The organism is Pseudomonas sp. LS-2, from assembly GCF_003605735.1.
In the GTDB taxonomy this organism is placed as follows: domain Bacteria; phylum Pseudomonadota; class Gammaproteobacteria; order Pseudomonadales; family Pseudomonadaceae; genus Aquipseudomonas.
The window spans coordinates 1-18,293 of the sequence record NZ_QXTJ01000029.1 but is presented as its reverse complement, the minus strand read 5'-3'; the positions used below and the strand labels follow the sequence as shown (position 1 = coordinate 18,293).

Here is an 18,293-nt window from a genome sequence, read left to right as displayed (position 1 = left end):
CATCATGTCCGATTCGCAAACATCTGCCGCGGTGCTGTCCCGTCGCGGACTGCTCAAGGGTGGCGCATTACTGGGCGGGCTGGTCATCAGCACTTACCTGCCTTCGATGGTTTCACGCAGCTTTGCCGCCGAGGCCGTGAAATCCGCCAATCTGGGTGACAACGCTGAAAAAGGTTATGGCGCGTTCGTGCGCGTTGACCGAACCGGCGCGGTAACTGTCATTTCGCCGAAAATCGAGATGGGCCAGGGCGTCCAGACCGGCATTGCCATGATGGTCGCCGAAGAACTGGAAGTGCCGCTGAGCCAGGTGAGCATCGCCGAAGCGCCGCCCAACGCCGACCTTTATACCGACCCGCTGCTCACGTTCCAGGCCACCGGCGGTTCGACGTCCACCCGCTACACTTGGGAGCCGCTGCGCAAGGCCGGTGCCGGTGCGCGTATCGTCCTGATTCAGGCCGCAGCGATGCGCTGGAAAGTCGCGCCTAGCCAGTGCCACGCCGAGAACGGCAAGGTGCTGGGCCCGAACGGTCAGAGCCTGGGCTACGGCGAACTGGTCGATGCCGCTGCCTTGTTGCCGCTGCCGAGTGACATTCCCCTCAAGCCTGTCAGCGAATTCAAATTGCTGGGCAAGCCCGTGCAGCGCCTGGACACACCACACAAGGTCAACGGCACCGCCAAATTCACCATCGACCTGCAAGTCCCCGGCATGCTGATCGCGTCCACGCTCACCTGCCCGGTTTCCACCGGCACGTTGCGCAACGTCGCAAATGAAGACGCCGCGCGCAAAGTGCCAGGGGTTCGCGACATCGTTCGCCTGCACAACGCGGTTGCGGTGACGGCCACCAACTTCTGGGCCTGCCAACAGGCGTTGAAGGCACTGGAAATCGAATGGGACATGGGCCCTCATGCCAGTCTCAACTCCGCGCAACTCGACAAGTCACTGTTCGACGCCAGCGCTGGCGACGGCGTGTTTGCCCACAAGGCCGGGGATATCGCCGGCGCCCTGAAAAGCGCATCGAGCCGCTTCGAAGCCATCTACCAACAGCCGTTCCTGTCTCACTCGCCACTGGAGCCGATGACCTGCGTCGCCCATGTGCGCGCCGATGAGTGCGAACTGTGGGTGGGTTGCCAGGCGCCCGGTCTGGCGCAGATGGGTGCCGCCAAAGTGTGCGGGATGCCGGTGGAAAAAGTGGTGATTCATAACCAGTTGATCGGCGGTGGTTTCGGTCGGCGACTGGAATCGGATTTCATTTTCCAGGCCGTGGATATCGCCCGTCAGCTCAGCTACCCGATCAAGCTGATCTGGAGCCGCGAAGAGGACATGACCCACGACCGTTATCGTCCGCACTACGTCGACCGCCTCACCGCCGCGCTGGACAAGGATCTGCGCCCGGTTGGCTGGGAGCATCGCATCGCTGGCGCCTCGGTTGTCGCAGCCTATCTCGGCGCTCTTCCCGCGGATGGCGTCGACTTCGACGCGGTGGAAGTCGCGAAAGACCCGATCTATACCCTGCCCAATCTGCAGGTTCGCTACATTCGTCACGACCCGGAGGTCATCCCGGTTTCATGGTGGCGAGGCGTGGGGCCACTGCGCAGCACCTATGCACTGGAGAGCTTCATCGACGAACTGGCGCACAACGCCAAGGTCGACCCGGTGCAATACCGACTCGGCCTGATGCAGTCGCAACCGCGAGCCCAGGCCGTATTGAAGAAAGCCGCAGAACTGACCGGTTGGGACAAGCCCTTACCGGCCGGATCCGGGCGAGGCGTGGCCGTGACAGCGGTGTTCGGCAGCTTCGTCGCCACCGTCGTCGAACTTGAAAAACAGGGCGACAAGGGCCTGCGCATCAAGCGTCTGCTGACCGTGATCGACTGTGGTTTTGCCACCAACCCGACGTCCGTTGCCTCGCAGATGGAGGGCGGCACCTTGTTCGGCCTGTCAGCGGCGCTTTTCAACGAGATCCTCGTCGAAAACGGTCAGGTTCAGCAGACCAACTTCCACGAGTACCGGCAGATTCGCATGAGCGATGCGCCCCCAGTGGAGGTGCACATCGTCGATAGCGTCGAAACACCTGGCGGTGTGGGCGAAACCGGTGCGGTGCCCGCAGCGGCTGCACTGGTCAACGCGCTGTACGCCGCGACGGGTGTGCGCGAACGTCGTCTGCCATTGAGCCGTTCCGGCTATTTCACTGTTTAAGGAGCGCAACATGAAATATCTAAAGCGTGCGCTCGGACTGCTGGCCGGATGTCTGGCGCTGAACGTCCATGCAACCGAAGCACCTGCGATGAGCAAGGGCGAATACCTGACCCGTGCAGCGGACTGCGTGGCCTGCCACGTGGTGCCGGGCGGCAAGCCTTTCGCCGGAGGGCTGGAGTTCAAACTGCCATTCGGCAGCCTCTACTCGCCCAACATCACCCCGGACAAAGAGACCGGTATCGGTAACTGGACCGACGACGAGTTCGTCGACGCCCTGCAAAAAGGGGTGGGCAAGGACGGCAAGCATTACTACCCGGCGTTCCCGTACACGTCTTACACGCTGATGTCTCGCGAGGACATTCTGGCGATCAAGGGGTATCTGTTCAGCCTTGAACCGGTGAAGCAGGCGCCACCCGAAAACAAGCTGTCGTTCCCGTTCAACCAGCGCTGGGGGATGATGTTCTGGAACATGGTCTTCGCTTCCAACGAGCGCTTTGCGCCGGACAGCAAGCAGTCCGCCGAATGGAACCGTGGGGCGTATCTGGTTCAAGGGCCGGGGCACTGTGGCGAATGTCATACACCGCGCAATATCTTCCAGGCCATGAGCTCGGGCAAGTCGCTGGCGGGGGCCGAGCTGGGGAACTGGCAGGCTTACAACATCAGCTCCGACAGTCAGCACGGCATCGGCGCGTGGCCTGAAGAAGCCATCGTCAGTTACCTGTCCAAAGGCTACGCGCCAGGCTTCGGCGGTGCGGGTGGCCCGATGGCGGATGCCGTCGAACACAGCCTGCGCTATCTGGACCCGGCGGACCTCAAGGCCATCGCCGTTTACCTCAAGAGCACGCCAGCGAGGACCGAAGGCATCGCCCGGCCGACGATGGCGATGAACGACGGGGCATTGCAGAAAGGTCTGGGCATGAAGCTGTTCAACGACACCTGCGTGGCATGTCACCAACTCGACGGCAGCGGTCGGCAATCACCGGCAGGCGGTCTGGCCGGATTGAAAACCGTCAACGACCCGTCCGGCAGAAACCTGGTAGCGACCCTGCTCGAAGGCCATACGCCGCTCGCCACCCGTGCGGACCAACGTATGCCTTACTTCGCGCGTAGCTACAGCGACGCCGAACTGGCCGCTGTCAGCACGTTCGTGTTGCGACGGTTCGGTCAGAGCAATGGTGAGATCAAACCGGAAGATATCGCCAAGAATCGCGCCAGCGCACTGCACTGACGCCATCTGAACGCCAGTGAGCATGGAGGGAACGCCTCCGAAATGCTCACTGGCGCGTTTACCTTTGTCCCCGCCCATTGCCCTCCCCTGTCTGCACTGCCACTCAACCTCGCGCTTTGTTTTGCTCCTCCTTCAGAACCGTCTCGCTTGCTGGATAGTCTTAGTGATTAGGCATTTGCCTTGTATAGTTGCGACTTCCTCTGAGGAGATCTCCATGCGCATTCCTTCCCGTTTGATTGGCGGTGTTCTGGTCGCCAGCCTGCTGGCTCAACTGACCGCCTGCGGCAGTATTTTCTACCCTGACCGTCGTGGTCAGATCCAGGGCAGCGGTCGGATGGACCCCGCCATCGTGGTGCTCGACGCCATCGGCCTGCTGTTCTATATCATCCCTGGCGTGATCGCGTTCGCGGTCGACTTCGCCACCGGCGCGATCTACCTGCCGAGCGGCAAACAGGCGCAGATCGACCCACAGAAACTGCAACCCGCCGTGCGCGCCGATGGCACTGTGGATAACGCCAAACTGCAAGCCATCATCCAGACCGAACTGGGCCGCACCCTGCCGCTGGACGACCCGCGTCTGATCCAGCACAAGGGCAGCGCTCAGCAACTGGCGAGCCTGGGTCTGGTGCCATCGGCCTGATGTTTTCAACGTTCTGATTGAAGGAAGCGCCATGAGCAGCAGCCCTGAACATGCCCGGTTATTGCGTCTGGCGACGCGGGCATCGCTGGCCGTCGCCAGTATTCTGATCATCGCCAAGGCAGTGGCCTGGTGGTTGAGCGGCTCGGTCAGCCTGCTGGCGGGCCTGACCGACTCGCTGCTCGATGGCGCGGCGTCCTTCCTCAATCTGCTGGCAGTGCATTACGCACTGCGCCCCGCCGACGACGATCACCGTTACGGCCACGGCAAGGCCGAGGCGCTGTCGGGCATGGCTCAGGCGTTGTTCATCGCAGTCAGCGCATTTCTCATCGGTTTCCAGGCCATCGAGCGTATTCAGCATCCGCAGCCATTGACCGCTCCGGGGCTGGGCATGGTGGTAATGGTGCTGTCGATCGGTCTGACCGTGGCGCTGCTTGCATTGCAGCATCGCGTGGTCAAGGAGACGGGATCGGCGGCCATTCGCGCCGACTCGCTGCATTACCGTTCAGACCTGCTGCTCAACGCCAGCATCCTGATTGCGCTGGGCCTGGCGTACTTCGGCTATGACCAACTGGACGCTTACTTCGGCCTGGCCATCGCGTTCTATATCCTGTGGAGCGCGGTCTCGATTGCACGGGAAACGGTGTCGGTGCTGATGGATGCCGAACTCCCGACGGACGTCAGCGCGCGCATGCTCGCCCTGGCAGAAAACGTCCCCGGCGTGCTCGGCGCCCATGACTTGCGCACACGAATTTCTGGTAATCACTGGTTCGTGCAGTTGCATCTGGAGTTGCCGGGATCATTGACCCTGTCGGTGGCGCACGACCTGTGCGAGCAGGTGGAGCGCGCCATCATGGCCGAGTACCCCAAGGCCGAGGTGCTGGTACACGCCGACCCTCAGGAAGTGGTGAACAGGACTGATAGCCCAGTGCCGAATTGAGCGTCTTCGTGTACCTGTAGCTTTCACCGCATCACTGCTGAACGCTATACCCGCGACTGGCATAACAGCCGGCCATCGCTTGACGATAAAGCCCCACCACTTCGGGCGCGGGCTGATAGGTCGCGTTCGCAGGGTCGAAATTGCTCTGCTGCACCGCATAGCGATAACAGTCGTAGCGATCCTGCTCGAACTGCTGCTGGCTCTGGCCGTTTGCCGGGTAGGCGACTACCTCATACGGATCGGCAGCCTGTTGCGGCTGCGGAGAGTAAACCGGCTCGACGCCCTGCGGCGGTTGCGCCACCACGTATTCCTGAGTGCTCTGTTCATACGTGTAATAGGTCCCGGCTGCGAGGAAGAACAGCGCGCTGCCCAGCCAGACCTGCTGCGCATAGTCCGGCAGATAACGCACACGCACTCCACGCGGCGGCTGCACCACCACATAACGCGGGCCTTGCGGGCGATACCAGTAACCACCGGAGTAGAAATAGTCGTTACCACGGTACGGAACCCGTGAGTAACCGCCAGGCATGCGATCTATCTCATAGCCGGGACGATAACGCGGGCCGGAGCCCCAGCCGTCGCCATGTCCACCCGGCCGACCGTTGTCGGGACGGTGATCGTTGCCGCGCCAGGGGTTGTCCCGAGGCTGATCACGATAGAACCCCTGCCGCGGCTCCTGGGTCTGCACCACGGTGTCCGGACGGCTCTGGATCGGCAGATTGCCCTGACGATCCTGCAACTGGCGCTGCTGCAACTGCTGTTGCTGCTGGCGTTGTTGTTGCTGGATTTGTTGCTGGCGCTGCTGCTGTTGCAACTGATCCTGACGCTGCTGATTGCGCTCACGGTCCTGCTGTTGGCGCTGCTGATCGTAGCGCTGCTGCTGGTTCTGCTGGATCTGTCGCTGCTGATTGAGTTGTTCCTGCTGGCGCTGCTGCTGATATTGCTGCTGTTGTTGCTGGCGCTGTTGCTGTTGTTCGCGCTGCTGGTTCTGGTTCTGCTGCTGATCCTGGTTGAAGCGCTGCTGGTTCTGTTGCTGCTGACGCTGCATCTCGAAACCACGCTGCTGTTGCTGCTGTTGTTGTTGCTGATTGTTATCGTCGGCCAACACCTGAGCACTGATGCTCAAGGCCAGAAGACTGACACCTGCCAGACGCCAGATGCGCGTGTTCATGCTTTCCTCACTGCGGCGCGGATACCTGTTGATAGGACTGCATTCTTGGAGCGCCGTTCGCCGCACTCTACCAGCCGCCACTAATCGCGGGCACAAAAAAAGAGGGCTCATGGGCCCTCTCGCGAATGCTTCGTCCTGGCTCGACGCTTTTGACGCCGGCTCACCTCGCATCGTCTTCTGGACAGTGCGTAGCCCGGTGGCCTGATCAACCCTGTTGGGCTGGAGGCCGCGGCTGGCCTGATTCGGCGGGCCGCGCTGGACGCTGTGTCCGGGCAGTGATTCTGGTTAAAAGAATAGGCTTTTGTCCGCGACAGAGGATTGCGAATGTTGCTGGCGAAAACACCGCTTGCGCAATTTTTCACTTCGGATGAATAATTCAGCGCAATCGATCCTATAAAGGTGCCCATCGTGAGCAAGCTCGATAGATATGACCTGAGTATCCTGGCAGAACTGCAACGTGACGCTCGTATCTCCAATCAGGAGCTTGCCGAGCGCATCGGCCTGTCACCGTCGCCGTGTTCACGGCGGGTCAAGCAACTGGAAGACGACGGCTACATCGTGCGTCAGGTCGCCCTGCTGGATCGAAAGAAACTGGGGCTGAGCCTGACGGCCTATGTCCTGATCGGCATGGACCGCCATACGCCGGACCGTTTCGAGAATTTCGAACAGCACATCCGCAACCTGCCACAAGTGCTGGAGTGCAGCCTCGTTACCGGTATAGACGCCGATTACCAGTTGAAAGTCGTGGTACCGGACATGGACCACTACCAGAAATTTCTACTGGGGCACCTGACCCGAATCGATGGCGTGACCAGCGTGCGTTCGAGCTTCGTGCTCAATCAGGTGTTGGCCAGCACCGAGTTGCCACTGGTGCATCTGCGCGGCTGATGCGGCGTCAGTCAACTCTATAATCGCCAGTCAAACCCGACACACCGGAGACGCTCCATGGAGCCTGAAGTATTTGAAGAATGGATGATGACCATCCTGGTCACTGTCCTGATCGCCTTCATGGGGTTCATCGTCTGGGACCTCGCGAAGAAGTCCAAAGCCGGACGCTTCGGGACCATGATCCTGTTCGGCGTGCTAGGCCTCGGGGTGCTGGCGTTCATCATCAAGAGCGTGGTGATTGCGTATCTTGAGCAGCATGGCTGAAGTCGTTAGCGCCGACAGTCTGTTTTTTGTAGGAGCGCGCTTACCCGCGATAGCGGCGTATGAGCTACAACATCGGTGACTGCCAGATTGCAATCGCGGGCAAGCGCGCTCCTACAAGATCGCCGGCACTTCCCGCCACTGCCCCTGATCCAGCCCTTCGATACTCCAGTCGCCAATCCGCACCCGCACCAGCCGTAATGTCGGCAACCCCACCGCGGCAGTCATCCGGCGCACCTGGCGATTGCGTCCTTCCTTAATGATCAGTTCAAGCCAGGCGGTGGGCACGCTTTTGCGAAAACGCACGGGCGGGTTGCGCGGCCAGAGTTCCGGCTCATCGAGCTGCCTGGCCTGCGCGGGCAAGGTCGGGCCATCGTTCAGTTCGACGCCATCGCGCAGTTTCTGCAGTTGCTCCTGCGAGGGTTCGCCCTCGACCTGAACCCAGTACGTCTTGGCGAGTTTGTGTTTGGGATCGGCAATCCGCGCCTGCAGCTGGCCGTCGTTGGTCAGCAGCAGCAAGCCTTCGCTGTCACGGTCCAGTCGCCCGGCCGGGTAGATCCCGGGGATTTCAATGAAGTCCTTGAGCGTCGCCCGCCCCTCGCCATCGCTGAACTGAGTCAGTACGTCGAACGGTTTGTTGAACAGGATCAACCGGGGTTCGGCGGGCGGCGCCTTGGCGACACGACGCGGCGCACCGGAAGAATTGGGCGCCGGACGGCGCGAGACGGGACGTTGATTGCGGGGCATATCAGCTCGAAGCGTAGACACAGAAAGGGCCACTTTAGTGGCCCTTTCGTTAAACGCCTAGCACATCAACGGAACGGTGGTTCGTCGAAGCTGCGCAATTTGCGCGAGTGCAACGAGTTAAGCTGCGTGCGCAGGAGGTCCAGCGCTGCAATACCAATCTTCAGATGCTGTGTAACGGCACGCTCATAGAAAGCGTTGGCCGAACCCGGCAGCTTGATTTCGCTGTGCAGCGGTTTGTCCGACACGCAAAGCAGCGTCCCGTACGGCACACGCAGACGATAGCCTTGAGCCGCGATGGTGCCGCTCTCCATATCCACTGCCACGGCGCGGGACAGATTGATCAACGGTCGCTCCTGCGCCCAGCGCAGTTCCCAGTTGCGGTCGTCGTAAGTCAGCACGGTGCCGGTACGCAGACGCTTTTTCAGGTCATCGCCACGCTCGCCGGTGATTTGCGCGGCAGACTCCTGCAACGCCAACTGCACTTCGGCCAGGGCCGGGATCGGGATGTTCGGCGGCAGCACGCGATCAAGAATGCCGTCGCGACGCATGTAAGCGTGAGCCAGGACGTAATCGCCGATGGTCTGCGACTGACGCAAGCCGCCGCAGTGCCCGATCATCAGCCAGCAATGCGGACGCAACACGGCCAGATGGTCGGTGATGTTCTTGGCGTTGGACGGGCCGACGCCGATGTTGACCAGCGTCACGCCGTGACCGTCTTCGGCGATCAGGTGATAGGCAGGCATCTGATAACGGTGCCAGACCACGCTGGAAACGATGGCCTGGGCTTCGCCGTGGTCCATGCTCTTGTCGACGATGACGTTGCCCGGCAGCACCATTTTCACGAAACGCGGATCGTCGCGCAGCTTTTCCAGACCGTGCACGATGAACTGGTCAACGTAGCGGTGGTAGTTGGTGAGCAGAATCCACGGCTGCACATGGCGCCAGTCGCTGCCGGTGTAATGCACCAACCGGCGCAGCGAGAAGTCCACACGGGCGGCGTCGAACAGCGCCAGCGGCAGCGGGTCGGTGTTGGCCCAGTCGTAGAGACCGTCGGCAATGCCGTCGGTGGCAGCCGACAGGTCGGTACTCGGGAAGACACGCGCCAGGGTCGCGGCCGTGACGCCGGTACCCGCCAGTTCATCACCCTGCTCGACGACGTACGGATACGGAATGTTCTGTTCACTCACGCCTACTTCGACCGTCACGGTGAAGTCATTCATCAGCGGCACGAGCTGTTCGATCAGGTATTTGCGGAACGCCGCCGGGTGAGTGACGGTAACGCTGTAAGTGCCCGGCAGTTGAACCTTGGCGTAGGCTCGGGTGGTCAGTGGCACTTCGCCCTGGCAGTGATAGGTCAAACGCAGTTCTGGGTAGCGGAAAAGCTCGCGCTCGGTGGCGTCGGGCTCGACGCGGTCTTTCAGATAACGCTTGAGCGCCTGGCTCAAGGCAGTGGTCGCACGTCCGTGCAGCTCGGCAAGCCGATCCACAGCTTGTTCGGCGGTTTCTACGACAATAAAAGCTTCAGTCACGATGCGCATCCTTCTGATCTTGCAAGGCTCCATCTTGCCTGCAACGGATGTGGAAGGCACGAAATGATGCAGCGACAAAGGATGTCCTGTAGCAGTCCGGCTTGCCGACGGTGGGGCCCACCAAATCGCTACCGCCGGCAAGCCGGACTGCTACGGAGGGGAGTGGTGGGTCATGAAACCTGGGGCGAGGACCTGGCCACCAACGCCTGGACATCCACCCCACGGGGCAGCGCGCCATACACTCGCCCCGGCTGTTCGATACGCCCTGCGATAAAACCGTCACTGACGGTGGAATTGCCCGCTTCCAGCAGCAACCTGGCCTGCAACCCCACCGCGATATCTTCCGTCAGTTGCCGTGCCCGGTACTGAATGTCGCGGGTGTCCTTGAACGCCGTCTTGAGCTGATTAATGTGCGCAGCCAGACGCCTGTCGCCATGGCCGTCACCCAACTCGTCGAACAGTGCATCGAGCACGCCGGGCTCCTTTGACAGCGCACGCAGCACGTCCAGGCATTGCACGTTACCCGAGCCTTCCCATGTCGAGTTGACCGGTGCTTCACGATAAAGACGCGGCAGGATGGTGTCCTCGACGTACCCCGCCCCACCCATGCACTCGGCCGCCTCGTTGATCATCGCGGGGGCGCGTTTGCAGATCCAGTATTTGCCCACCGCCGTGACCAGCCGCGCGAAATGCGCTTCGTGCGCATCATCCAGTCGCTCCAGGGCCCGGCCCATGCGCAAGCTCAGCGCCAGCGCCGCCTCACTTTCCAGCGCCAGATCGGCGAGAACGTTCTGCATCAACGGCTGTTCGCTGAGCAAGCGTGCGCTGACACTGCGATGGGCGCAGTGATGCGCAGCCTGAGTCAGCGCCTGACGCATCAGCGCACTGGAGCCGGTCATGCAGTCGAAACGAGTCATGGCGACCATTTCGATGATGGTCGGCACACCGCGCCCCTCTTCCCCTACCATCCACGCCAGCGCCCCGCGAAACTCGACTTCGCTGGAAGCGTTGGACCAGTTGCCGAGTTTGTTCTTCAAGCGCTGGATATAGAACTCGTTGCGGGTGTCGTCCGGACGATGGCGTGGCAACAGGAAACAGGTCAGTCCCTTTTCTGTCTGGGCAAGCGTCAGGAACGCATCGCACATCGGCGCTGAGCAGAACCACTTGTGGCCCACCAGTTCATAGGCCTGGCCCGGACCTGGCTGGCCAACTGGATAAGCCCGAGTGGTATTGGCCCGCACGTCGGTTCCGCCCTGCTTCTCGGTCATTGCCATGCCAATGGTGGCCCCGGCCTTGTGGGCGATACCGACGTTACGCGGGTCGTATTCAGTCGCGAGGATTTTCGGCAGCCATATATCCGCCAAATCAGGTTGAAGCTTGAGTGCGGGGACGCTGGCGAACGTCATGGTCAACGGGCAACCGCTACCGGCTTCAGCCTGAGAGTGCAGGTAACTCATGGCTGCGCGGGCGACATGAGCCCCTTCTCGCGGATCGGTCCAGGGCAATGAGGGAATGCCGTGCTCGACCGCTGTTTGCATCAACTGGTGATAGGCGGGGTGAAACTCCACCAGATCGATACGATGGCCATAGCGATCATGGCTGGCGAACACCGGCTTGTTCTGATTGGCGAGAAAGCCGGCTTCCATCAGCGGACCGCCGGCCAGCGCACCGTAAGCATCGATTCTCGATTGCGCCCATCCGGCCCCGAAGTGTTGCGACCACTCCTGCAGCGGCAGGTCGATGCGATAGAGATTGGTGCCATCCAGCGAAGGCGGCTGGTTGGTGACGTCGTGGGTCTCGGCGAACTGATGCAGGTTCATGAGGCAACTCCGGTCCGGTCAGTGCGACAAGCGCAGATGAGGACCAGTGAATCACGCACCTGAGGGTGAAAAAAGTGCCATAGGCGACTAAATGACGGCGCCTTTGCCCTGCTTCTCCCATTACCAGCAGGCGTGCAGATCAGGCCACCGGCGCAGTTCCTCGCAATACGTTCAGGCTCAAGCGGAACTGACTACCACTCCCCGGCTCGGATTGATGGCTCAAGCGCCCGCCTTGCAGCTCGATCAACTGTCGGCAGATCGCCAGGCCGATTCCGAGTCCACCGTACTCCCGGGTCATGGAGCCATCCACCTGATAGAAATTGGCGTAGAGCGTTTCTTCGTCAAGCCGGGTGAAGCCAATACCGGTGTCGATCACGTCAACCAACAGCCGCACCTGTTGCGCATCGATGCACTGGCCGCTGACGCGGATCCGGATCGAACCGCTCTTGGTGAACTTGATCGCGTTATCGATCAGGCAATCCATGCATTGGCGCAGCTTGAGCCCATCACCTTGCAGACTGTCGGGCAGGCTTTCGTCCAGTTCGACGCTCAACGTCAACGACTTGCCCCGCGCCTGCGGCTCGAACGCGCTGCGCACCTGAAACAGCAAATGACGCAGGCTGAACGTTTCGCTTTGCACACTGATGCGTCCGGCCTGTAGCTCGGTCAGGGTCAAGATGCCGTTGACGATACCCATCATGTTTTGCGCCGAGTCGGCAGCGGTCTGGCGATACAGTTCGATGTCGTCTTCGGCGCCGTCCAGTTGCATCAGTTCGAGCGAACCGATCACGCCATTCATCGGCGTACGCAACTCATGGGTGAGCGTGGCGAGAAACTCGTCCTTGAGCCGGTTGCTGACAGCCAGTTGCTGGTTGAGTTTTTCCAGGTCCTTGCTGGACTGCGCCATGATTTGCGTCTGACGCTCGCGNCCACCGAGCCGATCTGGCTTGCGTACATGGTCCAGAAGTTGTTCGGAAGATGCCCCAGCAACATGGTGGCGTTGACGACGCCGCCCACGAGAAACGCCGACCAGGCGAAGATGAAATAGCGCGCCACGCGTCGGCCCTTGAGCCAGGCCACGATGCCGATCAGCAGGATGACCGGCGTGAATATCAACACCAGCGCCGTGACCAGACGCAAGGCGATGCCGTAGTCGGCGATCAACGACAGCACCATGATCACCGCTGCGCAGCCCATCATCAGCAACAGCGGCGTATCGAGCCAGCAGCCGAGTTTCGGCGTTTGTAAAAACTTGCGTGTGAACTGGCTGGCGAAGAGGATCGCCGCCGCGATCAGATAAGTCGTTGAGGTGTTGGCCCACCAGGGATTGTCAGGCCACAGGAATTCGATAGCGGCGCCATTGACCGACACCTGATACAGACCGAAGCAGGTGATGTAGAGGATGTAATAGAGGTAGCTGTTGTCACGCACACTCAGATAGATGAACAGGTTGTAGACCAGCATTACCGCCAGCACGCCGTAGATCATCCCGAGGATGTACAGCCGCGAAGGTTGTTCCTCAATATAGGCGTGGCTGGCCCAGAGGTTAAGGGGCGCCTGCACCGACCCGTGACTGGCGACGCGGATATACGCGGTCTTGCTTTCGTGGGGTCGCAGGTCCAGATCGAACAGGTAGTTGTTCTGTTTAATCTGGCGACTGCTGAAAGGCAACATGTCGCCGGTCTGCCAGGCCAGCTTTGGCGCCGCGTCGTCGGTGGAAAGGTACAGGTCGACGTGGTCCATCGGCGGATAGGCCAGTTCCAGCAACCAGTCCGCGGAGGCGAATGGGTCGTTTGGTCGATAGGTCAGCCGGACCTTGAGCCAGAACGCCGAGCGCGAATAGCCGGCATTCAGTGAACTGGCCTCCAGCGCACGAAACTTCGCCGCGCCTTCAGGGGATGATACGTCGGCAATGGTCGCGTTGCCGCTGGGGTCTTCGAAGACCTGCGTCGCTCGCCCCAGAGGCAGGCTGCGCGTGTTTTCGTTGAATTCCACGGCGCTGGCGAGCAGGGGCATCAGCACCAGCAGCAGAGTCAGAAGAATGCGCATGCATCACCACCCGTTTCGTTCTGGGTGGCGTGGTGATTCCCCCGTTCCATTGGAGACAACAACATGATCCTACGATGGGCCAACTGGCTTAACGGGCAACGCACTTGCATTCACTCTTCTGGCTGGGACAAACGAACTAGGCCAACAGCATAGCGATTGATAGCTAGATGACACCATCTTAATCGGCACCCGCCAAGCTTTCCTTGAGCTTTCATGACGACCGGCACCTCAATCGCCAAGAGGCCCGTTCTAGAGCCATCGCTTAATCATGCCCGAAAAATCTGATGGCGACTGGCGGCCCGGCAAAAGCTTTAGTGGTAAGCTCGCGCACCATGAATATCTATAGCTCCCGCCCCGTTGTCCTCTGTCTCTCCGGCCACGATCCCAGTGGTGGCGCCGGCTTGCAGGCAGATATCGAAGCCCTGCTCGCTCAGGGTTGCCACGCAGCTCCAGCGGTCACCGCGCTGACCGTGCAAGACACCGTGAACGTCGCCGACTTCCGGGTGCTGGACCGCGAGTGGGTGCTGGCCCAGGCCAATGCCGTACTCAATGACTCGCCCGTCGCGGCCGTGAAGCTGGGCATGCTCGGCTCACTGGAAATGGTCGACACCGTTGTCGAACTGCTCAAGGCCAATCCGCATCTGCCGTTGGTCTGCGACCCTGTGCTGCGTGCCGGTGGCGGTGGGCGACTGGGCAAGGACGAAGTCGGCTACGCCATGCGCGAACGTCTGCTCCCGCTGGCGACGATTGCCACTCCGAACCTGCCGGAAGCACGCATTCTTGCCGAATTGCCACAAGGCAGCGCCGATGAATGTGCGCAAAAACTGCTGCCGTTCTGTGAACATCTGCTGATCACCGGTGGCCATGGCGACGAGCAGCAAGTGCACAACCGCCTTTATATACGTGGCGGCGAGACACGCACGTTCACCTGTCAGCGTCTGCCCGGCAGTTATCACGGTTCGGGCTGCACACTGGCCAGCGCCCTGGCCGGTCGGCTGGCACTTGGGCAAGACCTGATCAGCGCCGTGGAGACGGCGCTGGACTACACTTGGCGCACGCTACGCGATGCCGAACAACTGGGCAAAGGCCAGTTCGTACCCCGTCGCCTGCCGCTGGATTTCTGCTCGTAACGCCACGAAAACAAAGAGGCACCCCTGATGAAACTACGTGGCTTGTACGCCGTGACTGACAGCCAGTTGTTGGCGGGCAAATTCCTGTCCTATGTCGAAGCTGCCCTCGATGGCGGTGTGACCTTGCTGCAATACCGCGACAAATCAGGCGACGAGACCCGTCGTCTGCGCGAAGCTTCCGAACTGCTCAAACTCTGCGAGCGCTACAAGACCCGATTGATCATCAATGATGACGCCGAGGTCGCGGCGCGTCTGGGGGTCGGCGTGCATCTGGGCCAGACCGACGGCTCGTTGCCGGACGCCCGCGCCTTGCTTGGCCACAAAGCCATCGTCGGCGCCACATGCCACGCGCAGCTCGAACTGGCTGACAAGGCCAAGGCCGATGGCGCAACGTACGTCGCGTTCGGGCGCTTCTTCAATTCCAATACCAAGCCTGGCGCACCAGCGTGCAGCCTGGAGATGCTGGCACAGGCGCGCAAACGTATTCACCTGCCGATCGCCGTCATCGGCGGCATCACCCTGGAAAACGCCGCTCCGCTGGTGGCCCACGGCGCCGATCTGCTGGCGGTGGTGCACGGCCTGTTCGGCGCTGAGACGACCCAGGAAGTCACCCGCCGTGCGCGCGCCTTCAACGATCTGTTCAAGTCGGCCTGATCCCGCGTCGGGCCGATTGCGCTTCCCTTTATGACCGATTCAAACAGAGACCTCATCATGTCCCGTTCTGAAACCCTGTTCGCCAATGCTCAGAAGCATATTCCCGGTGGCGTCAACTCGCCCGTTCGCGCATTCAAGAGCGTCGGCGGCACCCCGCTGTTTTTCAAGCACGCCGCTGGCGCCTACGTGACTGACGAAGACGACAAGCGTTATGTCGATTACGTCGGTTCCTGGGGCCCGATGATCCTCGGCCACAGCCATCCGGACGTCCTCGACGCCGTGCGCAAACAACTCGAGCACGGCCTGTCCTACGGCGCGCCGACCGCAATGGAAACCGAGATGGCCGACCTGGTCTGCTCCATCGTGCCGTCGATGGAAATGGTCCGCATGGTCAGCTCCGGCACCGAAGCGACCATGAGCGCGATCCGTCTGGCACGGGGTTACACCGGCCGCGACAGCATCATCAAATTCGAAGGCTGCTACCACGGGCACTCCGACAGCCTGCTGGTGAAGGCCGGTTCAGGCGCGCTGACCCTGGGCGTGCCGAGTTCGCCTGGCGTGCCTGCCGCCTTCGCCAAACACACGTTGACGCTGCCGTTCAACGACATCGACGCGGTCAAGGTGATGCTCGCTGAAGTGGGTCAGGAAGTGGCGTGCATCATCGTCGAGCCCGTTGCGGGCAACATGAACTGCGTGCCGCCAGCACCCGGCTTTTTGCAAGGCTTACGCGAAGAATGCGACAAGCACGGCGTGGTGCTGATTTTCGACGAAGTGATGACCGGCTTTCGCGTCGCACTCGGCGGCGCTCAGGCCTACTACGGCGTCAAACCCGACCTGAGCACCTTCGGCAAGATCATCGGTGGCGGCATGCCAGTCGGCTGCTTCGGCGGCAAACGCGAAATCATGTCGCACATCGCGCCGCTGGGCCCGGTTTATCAGGCCGGCACGTTGTCGGGTAATCCGTTGGCGATGGCGGCGGGTCTGACCACGTTGCGATTGATCAGCCGTCCGGGTTTCCACGATGAGCTGAGCGCCTACACCACGCGCATGCTCGAAGGTCTGCAACAGCGCGCCGACGCTGCGGGCATCCCCTTCGTGACCACTCAGGCCGGCGGCATGTTCGGCCTGTATTTCACCGATGCCAAACAGATCGTCACTTTCCAGGACGTGATGAGCAGCGACGCAGAGCGTTTCAAGCGCTTCTTCCACGCCATGCTGGAAGGCGGCGTGTATCTGGCGCCCAGTGCGTTCGAAGCAGGTTTCACCTCCATCGCTCATGGCGAAGCGGAACTGCAACTGACGCTCGATGCCGCCGAGAAGGCGTTTGCGAAGTTGAAGTAACCGGCCACGCAACAACCACACCTTTGTAACAGCACGGCTTGCCGGCGGTAGCGATCAGGAATGCGCCATCGCTGGCAAGCCGGACCCGGAATCGTGGGCGGCCAGACAAAAGAGGGTATATCGTCTGCCGCCGTCCTGCCCCTCACAGGTTGATTTGCGATATTCCTGAGTTATTTTGTTAGATGTTTACACCTGCGCGTCGGTTCGAGCCCCTGAATACAGGCCAATCAAGCCCGTGTAGCAGAAAATCAGCAAAGACTTTGTAAGGTTGGCCCCGCTTATTTCATAATGCGCAGCCAGCTCATTTCGCTGGACGGGCATGCCCGCACCTTTTTCAGAGGTAAGTCGACTTCCATGAACCGCACCGGCCGCACCCTTGCATTGGGCTGCCTGTTGCTTCTTCATCCCCTGCTGGCGAATGCAGGTGGCAACTCGTTGTTGATCCCAGCGGTGGGTCGTTGCACCCTCAATACCCAGCCAGACAACCTGCCAGCAGCGTTGTCGGCCTGCCAGCAGGCGGCTCAAGGCGGGGATGCGCAGGCACAATACGAGTTGGGACAGTTCTATTACGACGGCAAAAGTACGCCGCGCGACCTGACTCAAGCGCTCAACTACTTCGAACAGGCTTCGTTACAGGGGCATGCACAGGCACAGTATCAATTGGGCCTGATGTTCTTTCGTGGCGAAGGCGTGCAGGCCAATAACATTCAGGCCTATATCGTGCTGAAGATGGCGGCGGTCAATGGTTCGGAAGATGCTCTGGATCAGGCCGACGAAGTTTCCGCGCAGATGAAGAAGGAAGATCTGGAAGTCGCTACTCAGGTATTGGGGCAGATTTTCCGCAAGTATCTTCTGGAATTGCAGACAGCCGAGGGGCGTACGCCTTTTGCGCCGTTTCCGGATAGTGCCAAGCCCTGAGATGGGTTCTGGCTAACGCCAGACCTGTTTCGCCTTCGGCGAGTTACTTGAAAAGACACCAAGTAACCAAGTGTCCTTGCTCCTGGTTTGGCGGCTCCTTCGTCGCCGTACCCTCACTCCGGCGACGCTCCGTGGGCCCGCCGCCATCCGCCATCCATGGCGGGGGGCGGCTCTCGCGGCATCCATGCCGCTCGGCCCACTCCACGCCACCTGCGTTCAGCCTGCACCCAAGTCGCGATTGGTGGTGTCTGGGCTGACGTGCGCTTAGCAGCAAGATCAACATCAACAGCGAACACAGCTGTCCGTCCTGACGCAATTCCTGTGGGAGAAGCCGGAGCTGTGCGACGGCAGCGAAGCGGTGGATCAGTTAGCAGATGAGCCACCAGACCCACCGCCATCGTCCGAATCGCGGCCCGTACCGTCGTGACCTCCGGCTTCTCCACAGGGTTCGCGTGAAATCCCAGAGCTGGGTTGGCTTTTGATTTTGCTTCTAAGTGCGCGAAATTCCAGACAGCACCAATCGCGACTTGGGTGCAGGCTGAACGCAGGTGGCGTGGAGTGGGTCGAGCGGCATGGATGCCGCGAGAGCGCCGTCAGGACATGGATGTCCGTTCGGCGCGGGCCCACGGAGCGTCGCCGAAGTGAAGGAACCCGAGGAACGAGGGCCAAACCAGGAGCAGGCACTTTTGGTTACTTTTGGTGCTTTCGGTGTGTGTCAATGTAGTTGTCGCGTCAGTCTCAAGCAGTTTGTCTGTTCATAGGCTCACGTTCCCGATTCAAGTA

Annotated in this window: 16 protein-coding genes and 1 pseudogene; 11 read left to right on the top strand and 6 right to left on the bottom strand. The window is 60.8% G+C overall.

All coding sequences use genetic code 11. The annotated features are described in order from the left end of the window. The first annotated feature begins 4 nt into the window (after positions 1-4). The 4 genes from D3M70_RS17090 (at position 5) to D3M70_RS17075 (ending at position 5,002) form a co-directional block, all read left to right on the top strand. Positions 5-2,197: a molybdopterin cofactor-binding domain-containing protein gene (locus D3M70_RS17090; protein WP_120126904.1), complete on the top strand. Its 2,193-nt coding sequence runs from the start codon at positions 5-7 to the stop codon at positions 2,195-2,197. A 10-nt stretch (positions 2,198-2,207) separates the two neighbouring features. Then, the gene (locus tag D3M70_RS17085) at positions 2,208-3,425 is read left to right on the top strand and encodes a c-type cytochrome (RefSeq protein ID WP_120126903.1); all 1,218 of its coding nucleotides are present in this window, start codon (positions 2,208-2,210) and stop codon (positions 3,423-3,425) included. Between the two features lie 214 nt (positions 3,426-3,639). Then, on the top strand, positions 3,640-4,065 hold the full coding sequence (locus D3M70_RS17080; RefSeq protein ID WP_120126902.1) for a polyribonucleotide nucleotidyltransferase: 426 nt from the start codon (positions 3,640-3,642) through the stop codon (positions 4,063-4,065). Positions 4,066-4,096: 31 nt separating this feature from the next. Further along, positions 4,097-5,002, top strand: coding sequence for a cation diffusion facilitator family transporter (locus D3M70_RS17075; RefSeq protein ID WP_120126901.1), 906 nt, complete (start codon positions 4,097-4,099; stop codon positions 5,000-5,002). Positions 5,003-5,033: 31 nt separating this feature from the next. On the opposite strand, the gene D3M70_RS33965 is transcribed toward D3M70_RS17075, so the two are convergent. Next, positions 5,034-5,690: a DUF6515 family protein gene (locus D3M70_RS33965; protein ID WP_309137588.1), complete on the bottom strand. Its 657-nt coding sequence runs from the start codon at positions 5,688-5,690 to the stop codon at positions 5,034-5,036. A 51-nt stretch (positions 5,691-5,741) separates the two neighbouring features. Here D3M70_RS33965 and D3M70_RS33960 point away from each other — a divergent pair, with 51 nt between their 5' ends. From D3M70_RS33960 to D3M70_RS17060, 3 genes are all read left to right on the top strand, one after another. After that, positions 5,742-6,257 (top strand): hypothetical protein, encoded by a 516-nt coding sequence (locus D3M70_RS33960; protein ID WP_305955091.1) that lies wholly within the window; start codon positions 5,742-5,744, stop codon positions 6,255-6,257. Between the two features lie 324 nt (positions 6,258-6,581). Next, the gene (locus D3M70_RS17065) at positions 6,582-7,061 is read left to right on the top strand and encodes an Lrp/AsnC family transcriptional regulator (protein ID WP_081569314.1); all 480 of its coding nucleotides are present in this window, start codon (positions 6,582-6,584) and stop codon (positions 7,059-7,061) included. Between the two features lie 57 nt (positions 7,062-7,118). Then, the gene (locus D3M70_RS17060; RefSeq protein WP_120126899.1) at positions 7,119-7,325 is read left to right on the top strand and encodes a DUF2788 domain-containing protein; all 207 of its coding nucleotides are present in this window, start codon (positions 7,119-7,121) and stop codon (positions 7,323-7,325) included. Positions 7,326-7,436: 111 nt separating this feature from the next. Here D3M70_RS17060 and D3M70_RS17055 read toward each other — a convergent pair whose 3' ends face one another. The 5 genes and pseudogenes from D3M70_RS17055 to D3M70_RS33285 all read right to left on the bottom strand — a co-directional run. Further along, entirely contained in the window at positions 7,437-8,069 is a 633-nt protein-coding gene (locus D3M70_RS17055; RefSeq protein WP_120126898.1) for a pseudouridine synthase, read from the bottom strand. 65 nt (positions 8,070-8,134) lie between these two features. After that, positions 8,135-9,631: an AMP nucleosidase gene (gene amn, locus D3M70_RS17050; protein WP_177418442.1), complete on the bottom strand. Its 1,497-nt coding sequence runs from the start codon at positions 9,629-9,631 to the stop codon at positions 8,135-8,137. 137 nt (positions 9,632-9,768) lie between these two features. Next, the gene (locus D3M70_RS17045) at positions 9,769-11,418 is read right to left on the bottom strand and encodes an acyl-CoA dehydrogenase family protein (protein WP_120126897.1); all 1,650 of its coding nucleotides are present in this window, start codon (positions 11,416-11,418) and stop codon (positions 9,769-9,771) included. 139 nt (positions 11,419-11,557) lie between these two features. Continuing rightward, a pseudogene (locus D3M70_RS33290) lies at positions 11,558-12,346 on the bottom strand (sensor histidine kinase); the annotation flags it as partial. 1 nt (position 12,347) lies between these two features. Next, positions 12,348-13,467: 7TM diverse intracellular signaling domain-containing protein (locus D3M70_RS33285; protein ID WP_375232984.1), on the bottom strand; the 1,120-nt coding region annotated here is incomplete at its 3' end. 332 nt (positions 13,468-13,799) lie between these two features. Between D3M70_RS33285 and D3M70_RS17035 the strand changes: the two genes are divergently transcribed. The 4 genes from D3M70_RS17035 (at position 13,800) to D3M70_RS17020 (ending at position 17,510) form a co-directional block, all read left to right on the top strand. After that, positions 13,800-14,597, top strand: a complete 798-nt coding sequence (locus D3M70_RS17035; RefSeq protein ID WP_120126916.1) for a hydroxymethylpyrimidine/phosphomethylpyrimidine kinase — start codon at positions 13,800-13,802, stop codon at positions 14,595-14,597. 27 nt (positions 14,598-14,624) lie between these two features. Beyond that, positions 14,625-15,251, top strand: coding sequence for a thiamine phosphate synthase (thiE, locus tag D3M70_RS17030; protein ID WP_120126896.1), 627 nt, complete (start codon positions 14,625-14,627; stop codon positions 15,249-15,251). A gap of 57 nt (positions 15,252-15,308) precedes the next feature. Beyond that, on the top strand, positions 15,309-16,592 hold the full coding sequence (gene hemL / locus D3M70_RS17025) for a glutamate-1-semialdehyde 2,1-aminomutase (protein WP_120126895.1): 1,284 nt from the start codon (positions 15,309-15,311) through the stop codon (positions 16,590-16,592). A 354-nt stretch (positions 16,593-16,946) separates the two neighbouring features. Beyond that, positions 16,947-17,510, top strand: a complete 564-nt coding sequence (locus D3M70_RS17020; RefSeq protein ID WP_062384928.1) for a tetratricopeptide repeat protein — start codon at positions 16,947-16,949, stop codon at positions 17,508-17,510. Positions 17,511-18,293 lie beyond the last annotated feature (783 nt).